This window comes from Flavobacterium sp., assembly GCF_024642105.1.
Lineage (GTDB): Bacteria > Bacteroidota > Bacteroidia > Flavobacteriales > Flavobacteriaceae > Flavobacterium.
In genome coordinates, this window is the sequence record NZ_JAHEBT010000052.1 from 187679 (window position 1) to 210697 (window position 23019).

12 protein-coding genes are annotated in these 23019 nt (G+C 33.9%); all 12 read right to left on the reverse strand.

From position 1 onward, the window contains the following. Positions 1 to 8 precede the first annotated feature (8 nt). A complete protein-coding gene (locus Q0L65_RS06455) occupies positions 9 to 383 on the reverse strand; it encodes a VanZ family protein (protein ID WP_296684613.1) in 375 nt (124 codons plus the stop codon). A 4-nt stretch (positions 384 to 387) separates the two neighbouring features. Then, positions 388 to 768, reverse strand: a complete 381-nt coding sequence (gene gcvH, locus Q0L65_RS06460; RefSeq protein WP_296684615.1) for a glycine cleavage system protein GcvH — start codon at positions 766 to 768, stop codon at positions 388 to 390. A gap of 80 nt (positions 769 to 848) precedes the next feature. After that, positions 849 to 8012, reverse strand: a complete 7164-nt coding sequence (sprA, locus tag Q0L65_RS06465) for a cell surface protein SprA (protein ID WP_296684616.1) — start codon at positions 8010 to 8012, stop codon at positions 849 to 851. 24 nt (positions 8013 to 8036) lie between these two features. Beyond that, a complete protein-coding gene (ruvA, locus tag Q0L65_RS06470) occupies positions 8037 to 8618 on the reverse strand; it encodes a Holliday junction branch migration protein RuvA (RefSeq protein ID WP_296684618.1) in 582 nt (193 codons plus the stop codon). A 32-nt stretch (positions 8619 to 8650) separates the two neighbouring features. Beyond that, complete coding sequence (locus Q0L65_RS06475; RefSeq protein ID WP_296684619.1) at positions 8651 to 10927, reverse strand: NADP-dependent malic enzyme; 2277 nt, start codon at positions 10925 to 10927, stop codon at positions 8651 to 8653. Between the two features lie 159 nt (positions 10928 to 11086). Continuing rightward, positions 11087 to 11512, reverse strand: a complete 426-nt coding sequence (locus Q0L65_RS06480; protein ID WP_296684621.1) for a CBS domain-containing protein — start codon at positions 11510 to 11512, stop codon at positions 11087 to 11089. A gap of 78 nt (positions 11513 to 11590) precedes the next feature. Beyond that, complete coding sequence (locus Q0L65_RS06485) at positions 11591 to 12532, reverse strand: PfkB family carbohydrate kinase (protein ID WP_296684622.1); 942 nt, start codon at positions 12530 to 12532, stop codon at positions 11591 to 11593. 43 nt (positions 12533 to 12575) lie between these two features. After that, entirely contained in the window at positions 12576 to 13877 is a 1302-nt protein-coding gene (locus Q0L65_RS06490; RefSeq protein WP_296684624.1) for an MFS transporter, read from the reverse strand. Positions 13878 to 14009: 132 nt separating this feature from the next. After that, a complete protein-coding gene (locus Q0L65_RS06495) occupies positions 14010 to 14924 on the reverse strand; it encodes a GyrI-like domain-containing protein (RefSeq protein WP_296684626.1) in 915 nt (304 codons plus the stop codon). 14 nt (positions 14925 to 14938) lie between these two features. Next, positions 14939 to 16297, reverse strand: a complete 1359-nt coding sequence (locus Q0L65_RS06500) for a vanadium-dependent haloperoxidase (RefSeq protein ID WP_296684628.1) — start codon at positions 16295 to 16297, stop codon at positions 14939 to 14941. A 17-nt stretch (positions 16298 to 16314) separates the two neighbouring features. Beyond that, positions 16315 to 19572, reverse strand: a complete 3258-nt coding sequence (locus Q0L65_RS06505; protein WP_296684629.1) for a VCBS repeat-containing protein — start codon at positions 19570 to 19572, stop codon at positions 16315 to 16317. Continuing rightward, a complete protein-coding gene (locus Q0L65_RS06510; protein ID WP_296684631.1) occupies positions 19565 to 22867 on the reverse strand; it encodes an FG-GAP-like repeat-containing protein in 3303 nt (1100 codons plus the stop codon). The genes Q0L65_RS06505 and Q0L65_RS06510 overlap by 8 nt, the downstream gene beginning before the upstream one ends. Between the last annotated feature and the right edge of the window lie 152 nt (positions 22868 to 23019).

A 23019-nucleotide genomic window follows, 5' to 3' on the forward strand; every position in this document is an offset into this window, starting at 1 on the left:
TTGTATTTTTATTCTTTAATGGATTTTTTTCTTATTCTTTTAGCAAAAAGCACCAAGACAAATGCTAAGATTGCACCCGTAAGATTAGCCAAAACATCAAAAAAATCTCCACTTCTAGTTGTGGTCAATTTATTTTGCAAAACTTCAATTCCTATTCCAAATAGTAAAGAAAAGCAAAAAGCAACTACAAGAAGCTTCAATTGATTCTTTTTTTTAACTTGTTTTTTGAAAAACAAAAACCAAAGTATCGTAAAAACAAAATGAAAAAAAGCGTGAACTAATTTATCTAAATTTGGAATGTTAACTGTTGGAATATCATTAGAAGGAGTCAAACAAAAAAAGCCTACCACTCCTGTCCAACATAATGCAATCCAAAAAAACAAATTTTTAAGCACCAATCAATTCTTTGTATGATTCACTTGAAAGTAACGAATCCAATTCTGCTAAATCAGAGATTTTTACTTTAATCATCCAACCAGCTCCATAAGGATCAGAGTTAACACTTTCTGGGGTGCTTTCTAATTCTTCATTAAATTCAATAATTTCTCCAGATAAAGGCAAAAACAAATCAGAAACTGTCTTAACTGCTTCTACTGTTCCAAAAACCTCATCTTTTGCTAAAGTCTGATCTAAAGTTTCTACCTCAACATAAACGATGTCTCCCAATTCTTTTTGAGCGAAATCAGTAATTCCAACCGTAGCAACATCTCCGTCAATGCTTACCCATTCGTGATCTTTTGTGTACTTTAAATTTGCAGGTATATTCATAATATATATAATAAATTAATTATTCTATTTCAGAGGGCAAAGGTACTATCTTCATTCGAAATTTAAATTATAATTAAAAATTAATTTCCAAAATTATATCGAATTGTAAATCCAGATCGAATATTAGTCAACGGAAAAGTCGTTGAAACAACAGCTTTAGAAAAAGAATGGTCATAATAGAAAATAGCCGTTAAGTTTTTACTCAACGAATAATCTGCAGTCACTTTTAATGACCAAATATTTTGTCCTGCTGCCAATTGATTTTTATTATAATCCAAATACCTTACAATAGTTTGATTGTCTCTTAACGATAAATCAGCTTTCAAATTAACATCACTTTTTATAATTCCTGTAGGATTATCTGCTAATCGCGAAGAGAATATCACATCCTTAAATCGATACCCTAAACCAATAACATATTCTATTCCTTTCACTTCTGTCAATAAATTATTATCAAAGCTCATCGATAATGCTCTATCTTTTTTGATCTCTGTCAATACTTTTAACGAATTTTTCAATTCAAAATCCATTCGCACTAACGGACTGAATTGCTCCACTAAATTTACATTAGACATAATGGTCGAATTCAATAAATTCCCATTTTTATCGACTCCGTTTGGGTTTTTATCATATTCGAAATTAGATCGAAAGGCATTTATAGTATAAGAAGCTCTATAATTATGTTGAAGCGAAACGCGTTTGAAGTTTTTCTTAAAAAATTCATATCGCATAAATCCGTTGTATCGTAACGACCAATTAGGTAAGGGCAAACTTTTAAAAATTCCCAAAGAAGCATCATTTACATTTGACCCCGAGTAAGCTGCCAGAAAAGCAGGTAATAAAACGGCTTGATTATTTTTGCCAAAACCTAAGGGAAAGCCTTCTGAATCAATATTAGAGGGATTTGTTATGTCAATTCCACGTTGAAGCGCTAGTCGATTGGCTACAACTAGTCGGTTCTCTCTAAAATCATCAAAAGCTGCTGAAGAATTAGCATCACTAGTTGAAAAAGCTGTCTTAACTAAAACTGTTGAGATAGAAAATATACCCGAACTATACGGCGATCTTGCATTATAAATTCCATTAGCTACATCGTATTGTTCTGAAAAATTTTCAGAATACGATCGGTCTAACGTTAAATCAATTTTTAAATCTGGAAGCAAATCCACATTAGCTGATGCTTTGAAAATTTTATTTTGTACCTGAGTAAAGTTCTGATTAAAATCAGGATAATTAGTTAACCATCCTTGTTTTGCTGCTTCGTATCTCACATCATCTTGACTTCCAAAAATGAATCCCAGTGTAGGTTTAGAAGTCCCTAAAAAACCTATCCCCGGAGTATAGCCTGGAAGTACTGTCCCACTATTATAGGTGTAATTCATTTGAACATTTTTCAGACTCGTCAGAACACCAATGAAACCGTCTACCAATGGATTTGATTGTTTTTGTTGCTCGTTAGTTTTAGCGATTTTTTCTCCTGGTTTGGGTGGTGTCGTAATTCTCGGTCTCGAATTTATTGCCGCATTAGACTTGGTCAACCCTAAATATTTATATAAAGTTTCCATATTAAAAGTGGCATTCAGATTGTTAGAATTAGCATTCTGAATAGTATTCCCTAAATTATAAGACGCACCTTCTATTTCAATTCTTGATAACGCCTCTGATGCGCGTTGCCAACTATAATCTGCGGTATAGGAATAAGTAGCCTTTATAAAGCTGAATAGAGGTATCTTATTTATTGGAAGTTCATAGTTTAGTACAACTTGTTGTTGATGTTGATTCGGAGTCCCAATATTCCAATAATCATCCCAAACTGTCCAACCTTCTTTTGAAGTATTGTCTGAATTCAAATAACTCTTTACAATATTTCCAGAAGATGCCGCATAATTTAACTTTAACGACTTCGATAAATTATAATTAAAACCGTACTGATAATTGAACGCATAATTCCTTCTATAGAGCGCATCTAAACCTATCCCTTCAACACCATCTACTTGCCTAAATTGTTGACGGTTGTATTGTCTAACTATATCAGTATTAAAGGAAACATTGGCAGGTAAAAAATTAAAATTAAAATCCTGAAGTAATTTCCAATAATTACTTTTCTTCATGAAATTGGCTTTTTTGAAAGGCTCAATTGGTTTTGAATTGAAAGTGTAAGCAAAATCTACTGAAGAACTTACTTGTTGATCCGAGTAATCCTCAATTTCAAAATCATGGCGTTGTACTTCGTTAATTGACTGAGAAAAAGTAAAATTTTCTACATCATAAATATGTCCTTTTTTTTCTGGATTCTTTTCTTTACGAACCCCTATAAAATTGACACTAGTTCGTTTGGTGTAATCAATAGCACGATTGCGAATATTAGCTTTTCGGGCAGCATCAGTTGTGTTATCCAATAGTTGATTCAATCTAATATCTTGATTAAACGGATCGTACTCTGGAGTGATTATTTCTTCTCCTACGCCATAATTGAAAGGCAAGTTAACCCCCCATTTTTTGGGAAACAATTTTCCTAAATTTAAGTTAGTTACAATGTTATATTGCTGAATATCTTCTCTACTTCTTTCGTTTGGACCCTGCTCTAAAGTTCCAAAACCAATAGTGCTTTTCTTTCCAGAAGCTGACACCGTTGCAAAGTCGGCCATATTAGAATCAACATTCAATATCGCTGCCATACCTCCTTTATTATCCATATCGGCTAGTCGAAGTTCGTTGAACCAGACTTCACCTTTAATTCGTCTCGACGTTTCATTGCTTCTTACCCCTGCCATCAATGTTCGAACTAAACCAAAATTTGGATTCCCTTTAATTCCCAATCGAAGTTTGTTGGGTTTGTTGGTTAATTTCGGATCTAATTCATCTTCATTTTGATAGTAAATTCCATCCTGCGGCAGCGTTGTAGGATCGATACTCATCGATTGAATTTTTAATTTGGTCAACAGTTCCAAAGCCAGATCTATTTGATTTTCTTCTGGCCAAACTACTTCTGGGCTTAACGGAGAACAATCAGAGTTAGCCGATGATGATGGCAAAGTTACTTTTAATGGAATCTCGATTTGATAAAAATTTTGCGTAAAATCATTTCCAAAACGAATAAATCCAATCATCTGATTGTCTCTGATAGCAATTTCATTGGGCAACGATTCTGCATGTAAAAACATTTTCAGTTTGTTAAACTGACGCATATCTACGCTTACATTTTTGAATACAGCCCTTGCATCGCCTGTTTCTAAACCATCGCCAGCAACTCGTAATGAAAGTGATTGCTCATCCTGATTAATAACGGTATTGTTATTATACAATTGTTCTCTAACTACTCCTGGAGGTGTAACGTAATTAATTGGACAGCGTTCATTATTTTGTTGAACATTGACTGCTAAAACATCTAAATCCGTTCTATCATCATCCACATTGGTATCTCTAACATCTAATGTATTTGTATATCTTCTCCATTCGCCACGAACCAAATCTAAAGCTCCAAAACGGAGTACTACAGGATTATTAAATCCTGTCATAAATAGCCTCATAAAACGAATCGAACGAAAATCAGAAATACTTCCAATAGTATTTTGAGGTTGAGAAACTGGTATCTTAAATTGAATCCAACGTGCTTCAGTTGAAGAACCATTAGGCAATTCTACCTGTGTATTCCTAATGTCCGTAACATAATTTTGCCCTACATTCATGTTAGGCATCATATCAATACTATATTCATAATACGCATTGATGGTATTCATAGTATTATCTCTGTTGATATCTTCAACATCTGGAAATGTAGTCGAACCTCTGTTAGGTGTATCAATTGAAACGGCTGAATTTCCATCAGTTCCATTATAATTCTTATACCTATTAAGAACATCTCCAGTGGCATTTAAATAAAAAGTATAATCATCTGCTGCTGGATCTGTTTCAGTAGTGAAATTAGAATAGGTCGAAGCCTCGTCATCATTTTTTAATCCATCTAATCCAATATCCTGATTAGTTCTATTATCAGCATTAGTATCAAATGTATAAATTAATGATTGGGATGCAGGTACATTTCCCCATATCGGTCTTGGATTAGCCAAAATTTGATTCGGCCCTAGTCCATTTTCATATTGCTTCCTTCCATCTTTCAAGACATCTTCTGAAATTTCGCCTAAGTTGAAATACACTTTCCCTATGTTTGAAGGGGATGAAGCTCCCTGACCCACATAAGGGTCTAAAACCCAGAACTGAATATATTCTACGTTTCCTTGTTCAAAATTAGTTGCATTGATAGCGCGCATAATTCCTCCAAAATTATCCCTTGGATTTAACGAAGTTGAAGGATTATTATTATAAGGACCTCGCTCTGAAGGGTAATAACTTAAATCTAATGTATTTACAACCTGAGATTGTCCCTGAGCAATATCAGTTAATGGGTAAAGCTCTTTACTAAATATTCTTCTAGTAGAATTTAAAGATACATCTTCGGTTGAAACTCCCGATGGTCTTTGAGTGTAAAAAACGGGGTCAATAGAATACCAAGCTAGTTTAGCTCTTTTAAATCCGTAAGTCAAATTATTAGTACTTTCATTAAAATTGTATCGACTTTCAGTATCATTAACTGGTGTAGAAGCTAAGCTCCATGCATAGGGAGAACGCATATCAATTGTCGATTGCGACCCTTCAAAATCATCAACATAAATAGTTGACTCTCCTTGAAACTGATCTGCTTTTGGAGTATCTGGTTTCAAAAATGCGATTTCTCCTTTTACTGAAATATTTGAAGGAACATCGGTATCTATATTCGGCAATTTATTAGCCAATCGTGTTAAAAAAGGAACTTCAGAAGAAAAAGCGGTATTGAACCCAAAAATAGTATTATTCACTGACTCTTGACCAAAACTTGATTTTTGCGTAAATGGCTTTTCAGTCATTTTTAAAAATGTAGCACCAACCAGAAACTTATCAGAAATTTTGTGTTCTACATTCACTCCCATAAAACGTCTAGTCTGTTGACCAAAAATGGAATTATTTTCTAACGAAACTTCAATTGGAGTATTAGAGGCTTGTAAAGACGGGTCTAAAATTTGTACTCGCCCTAATTGATAATTCACACTATAATCAATCCCTTCTACTAAAACTCTTCCCGCGGCAGATACTCTCACAGAACCTTGAGGAACATTAAACGCACCTATGGGTATTCCGTCACCCGTAGAAGATTTGTACTTTCCTCTCAGTAGGAATTTGTTTTTCTCACTCTCTTGCAATGCTCCAGATTGTGTATTTCGATACATATTCCTGAAAACATATTTTTTTTGATTCGGGTTATAGGTATCGACATCACTGTACTTTTCTCCCGAGCCTATATTGGATAATTTCGAAAAAAGTAATTCTCCAAAAGGTTCTTTTACCGTAAAAATAATTCGACCGTTTTGAGCATCAATTGTCAACCCAGGCATAAAATCAAAAAAACCATCTCCTCCTACTTGCGGATCATTATTATAATTCAATTTATCCAAATTGAAAACCTTTAACAAAGGAGTTTCTGCCACTTTGTTTTCTGGGATTGGATTCACAGGAAAGGGAGTTCCTAATACTGGGGTAATGTAATTTAAAGGAGAAGGATCGGTATACAGAATATTAAATCTAAAATCCTCTTTCTTTAATTGATAACCTCCCGGTATTTGATAAATATTTTTCATCATCAAATTCCAAACAGGATTTTTAACATTCGTCAAATTACTTTTAAGCATCTTTAGAATTAAGCTCTGAGTAATTACCGCCTGAGTAGAAGGCGTATTTCCTGTTACCACTGTAGCATCTACTCCATCATTACCAAACTCACCAACCTGATATACTTTATCTCCGATAGTATATTGATACGCTACCGCCAATACCTCATCGTTAGCTAATTTTTGTTGTAATGAAATGTATCCTAATTGTGGATGAAAAGTATATTCGTTTGGATTCAACTTTCTGGCATTCTCCAATTTAGAATAGTCTTGTCCTTCACTCACTGAGGTATTAAATCCAGAACTAGCAGAAACCATTTCACGGATATTACTATTCAATAATCCTGTACCTAATTTTATTTGATCTGGATCATAATCATTATTGGTATTATCTGAAGGAGAATCAGCCGGTTGATTAAAAATTCCTGTGGCAGGATTCAAAACAACAACCTCACTGTCCGGCAATCCTGTCAATTGACTCTCTCCCAAATCCTGAATTGCAATAATATTTCTAATATTATTATTAGTAGTTGTGATTCTATTTTGTCTATTGGTTACCCAAATTTCCAATCTAGTAATTTGAACTCTACTGTCTATGAATGGATAATTTTTAAGGGCTGCATCATACCTACTTCTAAAATATTGGGATAAGAAAAAGTGTCTGTCACTATCATAATCCAAAGCAAAAATATCAAAATTCTGAACCGTTCCTCCACCTTCAGCAACGACGCTTTTTGTCTTAGACTTTTGCTCAGAAAATACTCCTGTAACGGTTGTCTTTCCGAATTGTAATTTTGTTTTTACTCCAAACAAACTCTGTGCACCACGAATTAAGGTGCTGTTTAATGGCATACTTACGTTACCTACCTCAATATTTTGTATGATAGCATCATCACTAGCGCTATAAGTAGGGTCGTAAGCAATCTTAATTAAATTTTGAAAAGAAAATGTAGACTGTGTATCATAATTAGCATTAACATTCAGGCGTTTTCCAACCTTACCTGTCAATCCTAAACTTATTCTTTGATTAAAATCAAAAGTTGTAGTAGAACGATTTCTTAGCGAAAAAGAAGGGTTGTCTTGTTTAGTATACCGCATCCCTAAATCCATCTCAACAGAACCCGTAGGTTTTACATCGATGGCATTTCCACCAAATATAGTTTCAAACAAACCCGATTTAACGTAATATTTAGGTAACAAATCCTTTTTTGCTGCGTCAGCACCTTGCTTTTTCCCGTCTACAGCATCTAATTTCTTTCTGAAATAATTACGCATTGATTCTTTCAAAACCAAATTCTCGTATTCTTTCGGAGTCAAAATTATAGGGTAATCTATGGTAAACCCATCTACCGTATTGGTGTAAACATACCTATCAGTAAGAGGATCGTACGTATATCCTGAAAGAATACTTTTAGGATTTTTAACAGCTATTTTACCTACCGAAAAACCTTTAGGAATAGTGTCCTGAGCAGCAGGTACAACTTGAGCTTGAACTACATAAGTAGAAAATAAAATTAGCAATAGCTGACAAATTTTATTCATAAATTTTACTGTTTCTTTATGCAATTACAAACTCTTTAATGCCTTTTTAATAATCGATTCTACAGAAGCATCCGGTTCTTCTTTGATGATTTTTTCAATCACTTTCTCCGAAGTTTTACGAACAAAACCTAATACCTCCAAAGCAGATAACGCTTCATCTCGGTTTGTATTGTTCTGCACCATAGAAACTTCATCTAAATCATACAATTTAAGCACTTTGTCTTGTAAATCTAAAATCACTCTTTGAGCTGTTTTAAGTCCGATTCCTTTGATGGATTGAACAGTGCCTACATCTCCTGAAGCTATTGCTTGAATTATTTGTTTGGGTTCTAATGAAGATAGCATCGTTCTAGCTATACTGGCTCCAATTCCAGAAACAGACAAAAGCATTTTGAAAATCTCTCTTTCTGATTTTTCGACAAATCCAAATAAAGTGTGTGCATCTTCTTTTACTTGAAGATACGTAAATAATTTAATTTGGTCTGAATTGGGGAGTAAAGAATAAGTATGTAACGAAATATTAATTTGGTACCCAACACCACCGCAATCAATTACGACTTCGGTGGGTGTTTTCTCAACTAATTTTCCTTGAATATGTGCTATCATAATTATGTGGGGGATAAATTACTTATCGTATTTTAATTATTTTTCTCTTTTTCTTGAGCATCTATTACTGCAATAGCAGCCATGTTAACCATTTCTTCGACACTAGCTCCTAATTGAAAGATGTGAACTGGCTTGCCCATTCCCAACATAATTGGTCCAATTGACTCTACATTATTCAACTCTTTCAATAATTTATAGGTGATATTCGCTGACTCCAAATTAGGGAAAATTAAGGTATTTACCTTTTTACCTGCCAATTTAGAAAATGGGAATTTTTTCTCCAACATCTCTTGATTTAAGGCAAAATCAGCTTGAATTTCTCCATCTACTATCAAATCAGGATGATTTTTATGCAAATACGCCACTGCTTCTCTCACTTTAGCTGCACCTTCATTGGTTGACGAACCAAAATTAGAGAACGACACCATGGCAATTACAGGTTCTATCCCAAACATTCTCGCCGTATTAGCAGTCATAATAGCAATTTTAGCTAAGTCATCTGCAGACGGATTAATATTAATCGCGGTATCCGACAAGAACATTGGCCCACGAGCCGTCATCATCATATTAGTAGTAGCCACAATAGAAACTCCTGGTGCTTTATCAATTAACTGTAACATTGGTTTTACTACCGAAGGATAACTTCTTGAATGACCCGAAACTAAGGCATCAGCCTCTCCTTCATTGACCATCATAGCAGCAAAATAGTTTCTTTCTCGCATTAATTTTTGAGCGTCTAACAACGAAATCCCTCTTCTTTGTCTTGTTTTCCAATACGAATTAGCAAATCGATTTCGTCTATCTTCTTCTTCCGCAATTTTTGTATCTATAATTGCAACATCGGCAACAAAACCTATTTCTTCTTTTAGTTCTTGAATCACTTCTTTGTCTCCTAACAAAATAGGAAAACCAATCCCTTCTTCATATACAATTTGAGCAGCTTTTAGTACATCTAAATGATCGGCTTCAGCGAAAACAATACGTTTCGGATCTCTTTTGGCTCTATTGGTAATCAAACGAACCATTTTATTATCATTCCCTAAACGTTCTAAAAGCGATTCTTCATATTCATTCCAATCAGTAATTGGATTTAATGCTACTCCTGAATCCATAGCAGCTTTCGCCACAGCAGGAGCCACTACCGTAATTAATCTTGGATCAAACGGAGAAGGAATAATGTATTCTCTACCAAAAGTCAATTTGGTCACTCCGTAAGCAATGTTCACTTGTTCGGGCACATTTTCTTTTGCCAATGCGGCCAAAGCTCTTACCGCAGCCATTTTCATTGCCTCGTTAATTTTGGTAGCACGAACATCTAATGCGCCTCTAAAAATATAAGGAAAACCAAGCACATTATTCACCTGATTAGGAAAATCAGATCTTCCCGTAGCCATGATTACATCTTTTCGGGTAGCAACCGCTAAATTATAATCGATTTCTGGAGTTGGATTTGCCATAGCAAAAACAATAGGATTGTTTGCCATTGTCAATAACATCTCAGGAGACATAATATCTCCTGACGATAATCCTAAGAAAATATCAGCACCAACTAAGGCTTCTGCCAAAGTCATTTGTGCCGAATCTTTAGCATATTTTTGTTGCAAAGGCGATAGCGATGGATTGTCTTTAGTTAACAACCCTTTGCTATTGAACATCAATATATTTTCTAATTTAACTCCTAATAAAATATATAAATCAGCACAAGCTAAAGCCGCAGAACCTGCTCCTGAAACTACCATTTTCATGTCTTCTGCTTTTTTTCCTGCCAATTCTAAAGCATTCAAAAGTGCTGCCGAAGAAATAATAGCGGTTCCGTGTTGGTCATCGTGCATTACCGGAATATTCAATTCGTCAACCAAACGACGCTCAATCTCAAACGATTCAGGTGCTTTGATATCTTCTAAATTGATTCCTCCAAAAGTGGGCGCAATATTTTTAACCGTTTGAATGAATTCTTCCACATTTTTGGTATCCACCTCAATGTCAAATACATCAATTCCTGCGAAAATTTTAAACAACAAACCTTTTCCTTCCATTACTGGTTTAGAAGCTTCTGGACCAATATCTCCCAATCCCAAAACAGCAGTACCGTTTGAGATTACAGCTACTAAATTCCCTTTTGTCGTATATTTATAAACGTCGTTAACGTCTTTTGCAATTTCGAGACAAGGTTCAGCTACCCCCGGAGAATAAGCTAGAGACAAATCTCTTTGCGTCGCATATTTTTTTGTTGGGAGTACTTGTATTTTACCTGGCTGGGGTTTTGAATGATATAATAAAGCCTCACTTTTTTTATTATTTTTATCCATTTTTTGTTATATTTTTTCTGATTGACAAAGATAGAACTCTTGAATTAAAAAGGAGTATTTAAGTCGAATCTTTTGTAGGAAAGAGTTCGATTTTCAAGTAGTAGTCAAAAAAAACAGCTACAATTTACTGTAGCTGCTCTTTAATTTTATTATAACTATTTATTGTGTAATATAAGAATTCAAATGATTGATTGTGTCTTTCTGAATTTCAATAATGGCTTTTACCACGTCACTAATGGATATGATTCCAATTACTATATTATTTTCTAATACAGGTAGATGTCTCACACGTTTTTTACTCATTACTTCCATACAATAATCTAAATTATCTGAGAGTTTAACCGTTTGTACATCGACTTCCATGATTTCGTGAACTAGAGCTTTCTTAGAAGACTTTGCTTTCAATACAATTTTTCGAGCATAATCCCTTTCCGAAAGAATTCCTTTCAATACATTTTGTTCAATAACGAGTATTGCCCCTATATTTTTTTCACTCATTAGCGTCAACGCCTCGTATACTGTATTAGAAGGAAGTACCGAAAACACTTCCTTTCCTTTCGTGCTTAAAATTTGATCTACAGTCATAGTAAAAAGATTTAGTGAACTATAAAGTTAAAAAAATAATGGTTCAAAAAACAAAAAAAAATGACTTCGGAAAATATTTTATTTAATCTCCGCTCCTAAATATTCCTGAATATTAATTCCCTCAGGCAATCTACCTACGTTTTGCAATTTTAAAACGGCTAATTTTTGAGCAATAGTAATCGTTTCTTCAAAATCTTTCCCTAACAAACGAGCATATAAAAATCCGGTCCAAAAGGCATCTCCTGCCCCTGTTGTGTCTTTGATATCATCTATTCGAGTGGCTTGTTGATGAAACATTCCGTATTCTTTATCAGATAAAACAACCCCGTCTTTCCCTTTGGTCAAACAAATAGTAGACGCTCCTAATTCATGAAAATAGTCAAAAATATAATCTTCTGTTTTAGAGGCTGCAAAAAGTCGGTAACAATCGTCTTCACTCAATTTTACCAACGGATTAGTTGACAAATAGTCTCTCAACACTTGTTTAGCTTCTTCTCTATCTGGCCAAATGCGTTCTGAAAAATTGATATCAATACTCGTTTGTAGTCCTAAAGCTCTTGCTTTTTTAGCACTTTCTACAATAGTAGTTCGGGCTGGATTTTTACTTAATGCAAAACAAGTTGTGTGAAAAATTTTAGCACTTTCTAGTAATTCATCTGGAATTTGAGAAGGTAAAATTTGGTAATCGGCTTCTCTATACGGAATAAAATCAGGTGTCCCAGTTGACTTGGAAACAAAAATTACCGAAGTAGGCTCTGTTTCTGATTTTCTGACCTGAGAGGTAATTACATGATTGTCTTTTAACTTTCTCACAATATATTCGCCCAACCCATCTTCGCCACAAGTCGCCACTATAACCGATTTTAATCCCAAACGAGTGGCATTTACAGCAACGTTAGTTGGCGAACCTCCCAGAAAACGGTGGTAATCTTTGGTTCTATTAATTGAGGTATTTACTTCATGGCCTATAAAATCTATAAGCACTTCTCCTGCACATATAAGGTCAACTGTTTTTTCCAATTTAGACTAATAATTTAAAATTTGTGTTGGTATTCTAGTTATTTTATTGAGTTACTTTCCTTGTTTTAATCAATAGTGTACAAAAAGTTCCTATTAACAATAGTACACCTGCAAAAGTAATCGCCAAACGAGGATCATTATTCAAAAAGTTTTTCAAGATATATCCAAACGTAAGATTTTGAATAATCATTGGAATCACAATCATCATATTGATAATTCCCATGTAAACCCCATAACGTTCTTTCGGAATATCGGCCACTACCATTAAATACGGAATACCCATCATACTTGCCCAACCAATTCCAAAACCAGTAATGGCAACAAATAATAGGTATTTATTGGCAATATGTGGAAAGGCTAGAAAGCCTAAAGCCGCTAATAACAAACAAAATGCGTGTACATTTTTGGGACTGTATTTTTTGGCAAAACCAACTAAGGCAAAAGCTATTAAAAAAGTAACTATATTATACCAGCCATTGACTAAACCTGTCCAACCCACTGCCGTTTCATAAGCTGCCGGATTACTATCTGGCGTGGCATTCCAAACTGACAAGGCAATACTTTTAGACGAATTTTGCCAATAGCAAAACAAGGCATACCACTGAAATAAATAGACTAGTGCTAATTGCCACATCACTTTAGGCATTTCGCCAATAGCGCCAAAAATTTCAACTATAGGTTCTATAATTCCTCCTTTTTTAGCTTTCATAGCCCTTAGTTCCTCATCTGTTGGGGGAATTTCAGGTGTAGTTTTCATACTCCACCAAATAGTCCCTATTGAACAAACCGATCCTAAAAAGAAAGAAGCATAAATCCAAGTAGGTAAAGAACCTGTTTTCCCAATAAAAATTAATGGAAATATAAATAATGATAAATTAGCCAATGTTTGTCCAAAGCCCGTAAAGAAACTCTGCATTTGAAATCCAATTGGTTGTTGGTCGGCATCTAATTTATCAGCAACGAAAGCTCTGTAAGGCTCCATAGCAGTATTATTACCTGCATCTAAAATCCAAAGTAAACCAGCTGCCATCCATAACGAACTACTGAATGGAAACAGTAACAAGGCTATACTGCATAACAAGGCGCCTACAAAGAAATACGGCTTACGTCTTCCCCAACGAGGATGCCAAGTGTTATCACTCATGGCTCCAATAAGTGGTTGTATCAATAGACCTGTAACAGGACCCGCTAAATTTAATAATGGAATTTGATCTGGACTAGCGTGTAAAAAATCATAAATGGGATTTACAGCACTTTGCTGCAAACCGAAACTGTATTGGATACCAAAAAATCCAACATTCATGTTCCAGATTTGCCAAAAATTTAATTTTAATTTCGCACTCATTCGGTTTAGTTATTTGGTTAGCTCATAAAAGTAATCTGAAAATACCAATCTAAAACCTTATTCAACCAAAAAACGTTTTCGTATTAGACGAAAACGTTTTCGAGTTGTATAATTTATCCAAGAAAAAAATGCTTATTTTGAAGCGAAAGGGATAATAATTTTTGTTTCCCACTCTAACTCATTCCCACCATTGAAAGGATTGGCTAAGAAATGTTCCAATACTTTGTTCTGCACTTTTAAACCATTTCTCTTGGCATAATCAAACAATGCAAACCACGCCCTGTCTGAAGTTCTGTAATTTCCAAAATAAGTTGCCTGAATTCCTTTCATTGCAGGAATTGTTTTGAATTTTACTTTATCATCAGGAACATACTTTGTGTTTTTTGCTATAGGAAAACAATAATTAAAACTAACAATCTCTTTATCTTGATCCCAATCTGTGATTTCTAAATAAGGACGAAATCCAATAATTTTTATCTTATTTCTATCTAAATACCCTACAATATCTGGATCATTCCCTATCATTGTTTGTGCCTTTTCTTGCAAAACACTTTTTAAACTGATATAAGCTACAAATAATTCTTTTGACTCACCCTCACCATCTACTCTAACTTTAAAAGCCTTCAAATGGTCTTCTAAACCTGCTTTAAAATCTTTAATTTTATTAACTTGTTCTACTTTAAAAGGAGTAGAAATAAAAGGAACTGTCAATTTATTGTACCAACTATGATTCAAATCTTTAATATCAACTACTAATCGTGTTGTAGAGTCATTAATAGATTTCATAGTCCAAGAATACTCCATTTGATTATTCCCTTTTTTAAACTCTTGCTTGATAAAATCGAAATTCTTTTTTTCAAGAGTAGTATAAGTGTCATTATTCTTTTTGGACTGTGCTACTGACCATTCTTGTATTCCTTGAAAAACAGTTCCAGTAGCTGCTTTAGCTTCAAAAGTAATAGTATAATCGGATTGTTTAATTAAAAAATACCAGCCTAAGAAAACAATTGAAATTGCAATAATTGACCATTTAATTTTTGTATTCATTGTATAAATGAGATTTATTTAGATTTAAAAAAGTTGATTTTAGAATTGATATAATTTCCAAGATTAGTTCCTTGAACTACTCCATTTTCAATAGCAGCTCTATAATGAATTCCGCCATATAGCCTGCTCAAAGAGGCTTCTGAAGCAGCTTGTTTGAATGATTTAAAATTTCTTTTTGGCAAACCAAAAGGAATTTCAGAATCATCCGTATAACTAAAATTATCTCCAAAAATAGAGGTTAAAATTATCGATGAACAAGAAGACACAACCGAGTGCCCACTTGTATATTCTGGAAATGGAGGCGTTTGTAATTGTGGCTTCCAGTTCTCATCAATATATAAATTAATATAGGTTTCTGGACGAATCACATTCGTTCTGTATTTTTCATGCCAACAACTAATAAAACTTTCAAATATCCCAATTGAAGTTTTGGTATTGACAAAAACAGCTGTTTCAAAATCAGATTTTGTTTTCTTCAAAGCAATTTTAGCAATATTAATCCAATGTGCGTCTGGTGTGTTTTTCTTTTTGGCAAACATCATGTGACCTTGAGTTACTGTCGCATACGGATTACAATCCCAAAAAGTGGCTATTGCTGATTTCTCCGGAATTACATTTGTCTTGGCGTTTTCAATTGCCAATAATTTTTTAGACATTTCATTACCCACATCATAGGTCTCTTTAGCTTCTTTATAGAATAAAGAATTTTTGTCAGTCGAAAAAGGATGGGGTGCTTTTGGTTTAAATTGCGCTGCCGAATCCATTACTAGAGTTCTTATTTCCCCCCAATGTGGCTCTACTCCATCCATGTAAGCTGGAGGGGTAGGTTGCCATCTTCCTGCTTGATCCGTGTGAACTGAATATTTAGGAAAGGTTCGGGTTTGTTTGTAATTGTCTTTTCCCATCCACGCCTTAATTCTATCTACTACTTTTAGCGCATAGTCTTTTGATACTTCAAATTCTTTTTGGTTTTCGGAACCCCATTTTTCATACAAACTATCCCTGTATTTTTCCAATGCTTGTTCTGAAAAAATAAGCTGTTTACTTATTTCCATATGAGCAATCAAAGCCGCTAATTTTTGGTTGACTCCACTTTTAGGATCTATAACGGGAATAGAATCTAAACCATGTAATTGACCTTGCAAACTTTGATATTTAGCATTATTCTGCGCTATAATTTCATAGGCCGCAATATTGGGATACACATAGACTCTTGCTGCAACTGGAGGAGAAAAAATATCATGAACCATAATACCCGTTACCGTATCTACTGCCGCACAATAATCATCGGTAGTTACCACAATAGGTTGGTCTTTTTTACACGAAGTAAAAAGGACTATCATTAACCCTAAAAGATAAATTTTAGTTTTCATTTTAATTATTTGATTGTTTAATTTTTATTCATTGGAAGTTCATATACTTCCGCTTTTTTATTATTTATAGTTACCAAAAGGTATTTTTTACCATTTAATGGAATAATATCCAAATGCCTCACTGCTTTTTGAGTCAAGTCAATTCCAATTTGGTTTCCTAAAAAAATCGTTTTATGATCTTTGATTAAGGCTCCCGAAAAGCCATCAAAACGGCTATGATATGGAGTTACACCGAAATAATTACCCGCTACAAAAACGTCTTCTTTTCTGTCCCCATCAAAATCAGCTTTTACAAAACTTGTGATTGGGGCTACTTGCATTTTATTAGAAAACGGAACAAAAGTAAATTTCCCTTTATCATTTCTCAAATAACCGGATTTTAGATTATATACTTCATACAATGCTGCTTTTTCTAACATTGCTACATCAAAAATTTCATCAACTGTTTTGCCTGCAAAAGATTTATAAGTATTAAACTTTTTCTTCAGCATACCGCTGAATTCTTCTACTAATTCATCTAATCCCATGGTGGTATAATACTTCCCATTTTTTTCGATAGTAACAATCGTCTCAAAAGTACCATTAGCATCAAAATCATCATAGTACATCTTCATAGGAAACTCTTGTGAAGATTTGAATTTTGAATTCATTCCCCAATTCCCCACTAAATAATCTTGATCACCATCCTGGTCAATATCAAAAGAAGTAATGGACTGCCACAAACCATTTTGATTACCTGGCAACACAGTTTCGGTAACTTCTTTAAAATTGCCTTTTGTATTGGCGAAAAATTTTGGTTTCATCCATTCTCCAACCACAATTACATCTTGACTACCGTCTTTATTAAAATCGGTTACCAATGCATCGGTTACCATTCCAATTGCAGCAAAAGTTCTAGATTGTACAATACTAAAAACTCCTTTGTTATTGTTTAACAAATAACAGTCCGGCATTTTTCCAAAACTATTGTATTTTGAATTGTTCCCAATAAATAAATCCAAATCACCATCTTTATCGTAATCAATCGTTTTAATAACTGATGCATTCATTGCTTTTGTATCCGGAAAAGCGGATTTAGTTAACGTATTTCCTAAATACAATCTATGAACTAAATCAGCCGCAAATTGACCACTTCCAGAAGCAACAACTAAATCATTTTGGTGGTCTCCATTGAAATCACCAATTACTGCTGAAGCATCTTCATAAATCGAATCGGCAACAATCGAACTGAATGCTTTCTTTGAAAATCCATTCCCATTTTGAAGATAAATAGCAGCTTGCTTACCTTGAGCTCCACCGAAGAAAATATCGCTTTTACCATCATTATTCAAGTCTCCAACTACAGTTGCTGGTCCTCTATCGGAACGTTGATACGGAATTAATTTTTGAGCTGTAAAATCAACAAAATCATTTTCTTGATGAATAAAGTCAATCCCTAAATTAGTTACTGATTTCTTAAAAATTGGTAGAACCCTAGCATGTAATTGAGCATAATTAAATACTTTACGTAACTTATTTGGCTGAACCGTCAGTGTTTGATTTGTTTTTACATTTTTCAGCGTTTGAACAGTCTTATCTGGCCAAATGATTTGAACGGAATCTACTTGACTAATTTTACCATAACCAAAGTGAATTATTGGTTCTGAACTCGATTGAAAACCGCGAGTCGTTTGAATGTCTTTGAATTGCTTTTGGCCTTTAGTATATGAAATTACCTTAGCCCCAATGCCAAAAGTATTTTTACCTCCAAAACGCAATTTCAATTTCAAATAATTGGCTTTTTCATTTGTCTTATTGATGTAAATAGAAGCAAGATTATTTAAATTATTAGTCACCACATCTAAATCGCCATCATTATCCAAATCAGCATAAGCCCCACCATTAGAAATAATAGAATCATTTTCTATCCAATCAGTTGATCTGTTTTTAAATTGTAAATCTTTACCACCTTGAAACACATAATTCGAAACATTCCCTTTTGGCATCTTTTTCAGCGCCTGTTTATCTAATAATTTGGTTGTATTCAACTTTGTTTTTATACTTTCATTTGAAAAATATTTTATGTAATCCAAATCGTTTGGTCGTTTCGGAATTCCATTACAAACAAAAATATCTTGTTCTCCATCTTGATCATAATCCGCAAATAATGTGCTCCAACTCCAATCTGTTGCCGCCACACCACTCAACAAAGCCGTTTCAGTAAAGTGTTTTCCACCCTGATTGATTTGCAACATATTTCTAGTGTACTGATAATGGTATCCTAATTTTTCCGTGCGGTATTTCAACATTTGCGGGTTATCATCCCCTGCCGAGGATTTTAAAGCGGTCTCATTTTCAGGAAGCATATCTAATGTCATCAGGTCCGGATAGCCATCGTGATTGATATCAGCAGCATCTACCCCCATTGAGAATCGGCTAGTATGACCAAAATAATTCTTCATACTCTCTGTAAAAGTTCCGTCACCGTTATTCAAATAATAATAATCATCTTCATGAAAATCATTACACACATAGATATCTGGATTTCCATCTAAATTAAAGTCAGAAACGGCAATTCCTAAACCATAGCCATTCGCACCACCAAATATTCCCGCTTTTTCACTAACATCAACAAAATGACCGTTATCATTTTGGAATAATTTATCTCCACTTTCGTAACTTCTTTTGTTTCTAATGTCTGCTTTTCCATACGAAGACTCCGAGTGAATCGCATGATTTAATAAATACATATCCAAATCACCATCATTATCATAATCCAAGAATGCGGCAGAAGTAGTATAATTATCAATATCTAAACCATATTCGGCAGCGCTTTCAGTAAACGTATTGTCTTTATTATTGATATACAATTCATTATGCCCTTCAAAACCGTTAATACCCACCACTGCGCAAACATAAATATCTAAATAACCATCTCCATTAACATCTGCCATAATGGAACCCGTTTGCCAATCACTTTCACCCTCAACACCCGCTTTTACTGAAACATCCTCAAATTTATTTCCTCCCTTATTGAGATATAGTTTATTTTTTCCTTGGTTAGATGTAAAATAGATATCGACTAAACCATCGTTATTAATATCTCCTAGAGCGACCCCTCCTCCATTATAATAATAGAGATAATCTAAAATGGAGATGTTTTTTGATTCGTCTAATTGATTCGTGAATTTAACATTACTGGCATCTGGCGATAATTTTTCAAATAATTGATTTTCATTCTTTGAACAACCGATGAGTAGCAATGATGCTAAGCCTATTTTAATAAAATTATTCATTGCTTGTAAATAGTTTTGGAGTAGTATTATTTAGTACCGTAATAACGGTAGTTGTATTATTTTTATTCTTTATCGTTCTCATCTTTTGAATTTCACCTGTAACAAAGAAACCTGAATTATTATAAGGCAACCAAGAATAATTTCCTTTTTTATCACCCAGTAAAACACTTCCATGATTAGCATCTAAACGCCCAAATTGTGGTTTGAATTCGTATTGATTCCCTCCAAGAATAATATCCAAGATACCATCTTTATTTACGTCCATAACACAACTTGTATTTACAGATGAGAATTGTACTTGAGCAGGCACTTTTTTCATTTCAAACTGGCCATTTCCTTTATTAATAGCCACAACACTTTCTTGAAAAACAGCAGTTTTTTGCAATGAATTAGTAATCACTTCAGAAGAAAATATTTCCTGAATTGATTTTTTCGCATAATCACCATAACTCAAATTTTTCTTCTTAATAGACGGAATCTGTTTTGCTAGTTCTTGTTTTAAATTAATTGGCTTATCCTTTCCGTCAATGAAACGAGTAGTAATTTGCTCAATGGTTCCATTACTATCAAAATCATTAGTAAACAATTTCATAGGGTTTTTAACCGATGCTTTATAAGGAGTATTAGTCCCTTTATTGCCTAAAATAAAGTCTTTTTTACCGTCATTATTCAAATCCACACATTGTACTGAATTCCAAAAACCAGTATAATCCGTCAAATTAGATTTGAATACCGCTAAACGTCTTCCTGTATTTTTAAAAATTTGCGGCGCCATCCAATCGCCTACAATGATTAAATCTTTCTTACCATCATTATCAACATCTTCCCAAACAGCATCGGTAATCATTCCAGTTGCATTGAGTTTAAATGCTTTTTTATCAATAACATTTTTAAAATTTCCTTTTCCGTCATTTTCTAACAACACGTGTTTTGGATCAATCCCATAGACTCCTGGAACACTTCGACTACCGACAAAGACATCTACATCTCCGTCATTATCAAAATCATACGGCGCAATTACCGAAACACTTGTGCTTGCGGAAGGAATAATTGCTGATGATTTTGCAAATGCACCCTTACCGTTATTCAAATACAAACGGTTTTGATAATTCGCTGGACTTATTCTTTCATTTCCCCCAGAACCCACTAATAAATCCAAATCACCATCGCCATCAGCATCAAAAAAACTAGCGGCTGTGTCTTCAAAATTAGCATCTCCTTCTAAGGCTTTTTGAGTAGTAACACCAAAGTTATTATTCCCTTTATTGACATAAATTTTACCTGATTGTCCTTTGGCTCCACCAATAAATACATCTTCATTTCCATCTCCATTAATATCTCCAACTGCTAATGAAGGACCTTCTTGTGATAGCATTTTAGAAATTAATCCCTCGTAATCAAAATCAATAAAATCATTTTCTTTATGAGCAGCAAAATTCGATTTCACTTCTCTCAGCCAACTCTTCGATGGATTAGATTTTACAACATATTCTGCTTTAGCATCCACAATAGATAAATTAATAGTGGAATTTAAAGCTACTTTTTTAATCGTTTGTGATTTGCCATTCGGCCAAATGACTTGTAAAGAATCAATTTTTTTATTGCCCAATCCAAAAGTCATCACATAATCTATAGAAGACTGAAATCCTCTTGACGGAATTAATTCTTGACGAATAATTGCTGAACCTGAATACAATTCCACCACGCTACCCACGGCAAATTTATTTTGAGCAGCTCCTTTCAATTTTACTTTAAGAAAATGATTGGCTTTATTTTTCTCTGAATTATTTCTATAAACAAACGATTCCATATTCACATTATTGACTACTAAATCTAAGTCGCCATCATTATCCAAATCCCCATAAGCAGCACCATTGGAAAAACTTGGAGTATCTAACCCCCAATTGGTAACATTATTAGTAAAGGTAAGATTACGATTATTTTTAAAAGCATAATTAGGAATAGGCGTACTTGGCATTTTGGCAATAATAGTTTCTATATCATCTTTTTTACCCGTAACCACCATTTTTTGCATCAAATCATTAGCAAAAAAATCCATAAAATCTTGATTGGTCAAATCGTGATAAATCCCATTACATACGTAAATATCTTTATATCCATCATTATCCATATCAAAAATAAGCGCACCCCAGCTCCAGTCCGTTTTGGATACTCCAGCAAAATTGGCAATTTCTGTAAAATGATTTCCATCATTGATATGCAACGCGTTAGACATGTATTGATTAAAAAAATCCATACTCAATTTACGTGTCAACAAATCATAATTATCAAAACTTGTAGTAGTCTTCAAACGTTCATCGCCTTCAGGCAACATATCTGTAGTGAAGATGTCTGGTTTACCATCGTTATTGATATCGGCTAAATCAGCTCCCATAGACGCTTGACTAAGGTGGGTTGCCCAAGTTTGAATTTGCTCTGAAAAAGTTCCGTTTTTATTGTTAATATACAAATAATCTCTTTCATAAAAATCATTCGATATATAAATATCCGGGTATAAATCTCCATTGACATCTCCTACCGTAACACCTAAACCAAAACCAATTAAACTGCCATAAATTCCTGAAGCCTCACTTACATCAACAAATTTACCATTATCATTACGCATCAATTTATCTCCTCCGCCTTTTAAAATGTCTGCTACATCCCAATCTTTATCGCGTAATTCTCTTTTGTTTGAATAATTTAAACTACTTACTGGAATAAAACTATTATTCAAAATATAGCAATCTAAATCACCGTCTTTATCATAATCAAAAAAGGCTGCATGAGTGGTGATTCCTGTATCTGCTAAATTATACTCCGCTGCTTTTTCAGTAAAAGTGTTGTTTTTATTGTTAATGTACAATTGACTTTTACGAATTGCATCGATATTACTTCCTGCATCCAAAACGTAAATATCTAAATAGCCATCATCATTGATATCCACCATCACCACACCTGTAGACCAGGCCTTTTTACCTTCAATTCCAGACTTGGACGAAATATCTTCAAATTTAAAATTCCCTTTATTCAAGTACAACTTATTAGTTCCTTGATTGGACGTAAAAAAAACATCGGCTAAACCATCATTATTAATATCGCCAATAGCTACCCCGCCACCATTATAAAAATTACGGTATTTGAAGATGTTCATATTCTCTCCATTTTTGACTTCGTTTTTAAAATCAATTCCAGTTTCAGAGGAATCCAATTGAGTAAAGAGAGTATCGGAATTATTTTTAGAACAACTTATAAAAAACGTACAAAAGATAAAAAAAATAGCGCGTTGCAACATAGTAATAGGAGTTAATTTTTCAGTCTATATATAGGGAGCAATTTATGTATTATTCGGTACATAAAAAAATTAAAAACACCTTAAAATAGTGATATACATCAAATAAATAAACAAAAAAAAGAGCCTAAATAGGCTCTTAAAAAACAAGGAGA